Genomic DNA, 1313 nt, shown 5'->3' on the forward strand with positions numbered 1-1313 from the left:
CGACAAGTTGCGGATTTAGAGCAACAACTGAGCGCAGGTAAAGAAGAGGCCGCAGAGTTGCTGGTAAAAGAACAAGCCAAGCATCGCCAGGCCTTAACTGAGCTGCAAGGCGAGCTGGATACAGCCACTGAGAAGCAAGACGAGTTAGCGACTAAGTTAAAAGAACAAGCGGAAGTTCTGCAAAGAAGTGAGGAGAAAACAAAAGATTTAGAGAGCAGCCTAAGCTTACTAAGCGAGGAAAACACACGTTTAAATCAAGAGTTGCAAACGAATACTCGTTTAGGGATCGAGGCAAGGGAAAGTCTTGAAAAGCAATTACAAGAACAACGCGGGGCTGCTGCTGTAGCGCGTGAAGAAACACAGCAGACCTTAGCTGAACTTAAATCAGCACGGGAAGAAAACCAGCGTTTAGTCGAGCAGGTTGAGAGTATCGAAACTAGCCGTAGTGAGCTGGCCTTAAAAGTTGGCGATCTAAACGGTCAAGTACAACGTTTAACAGAAACCCAGAGCAAGCTAAGCCAGGAGTTAGAGCGCGAGCAAACAGCGGCGCTAGAGGCGAGAAAGCAAAGCGAAGCAACAAACCGTTTGCTGGAAGAAGCGACCAAAGAGATTGGCCGCTTGCAAACTAGTTCTAAAGAAGAAGGGCAGAGGCATCAAGAGCAGGTCAGGGCTTTAGAAGAACAGGTTCATTTAGGTAAGCAAGGTGCATCAGAAGCCTTAGCGCAAGAAAAGGAAACACATAAAATCGCCTTAGCTGCTTTGCAACAACAACTTAAAGAAGTTAGCGAAAGCAAAAGACAACTCGATGAGAATTTAGAAGAGCAAGGCAGAGCTCTGCAAAGCAGTGAAGAAAAAACTCAAGACTTAGAGCAGCGCTTGACTTTGTTGACCGAGCAAAACGAACAATTGTCACAAGAGTTAAAAAAGAACCAACGTCTTGGCACTGAAGCAAAGGCCAAACTCGAAGAACAATTAGAGGCACAACGAAGCGCGGCTGTGAAATCCCAGCAAGCGGTTGAAGAGACCTTGGGTGAGTTAGAACAGGCTCGAAGAGAGAATAAGAGCTTGATTGAGAAAAGCGAAGGACTTGAAAGGCAAAGTGAAGTGTTGCGCGAACAGGTCGATAGCTTAGACTCTCAGGTAAAACAGTTAATAGAAAGTCAGCAAAGACTAAATGAAGAGTTAGGTGAAGAGCGCCAAAGAGTGCAAGAAGCGTTGCACCAAGTCGAGGGTACGAAGGAGTTATTAGCCACAGCAAATCAAGAAGTGACCAGCCTGCAAAGGAAAGCAGAAGAGGTCTTGGATAGTCATCA

The 1313-nt window shown here is 46.0% G+C and carries 1 protein-coding gene; it reads left to right on the forward strand.

The window, feature by feature from the left end; all coding sequences use genetic code 11:
* The coding region (locus BN1094_RS19955; protein ID WP_044013033.1) for a coiled-coil domain-containing protein at positions 1-1313 on the forward strand (1313 nt) is incomplete at both ends.

The sequence above is a fragment of the Legionella massiliensis genome, from assembly GCF_000756815.1.
In the GTDB taxonomy this organism is placed as follows: domain Bacteria; phylum Pseudomonadota; class Gammaproteobacteria; order Legionellales; family Legionellaceae; genus Tatlockia; species Tatlockia massiliensis.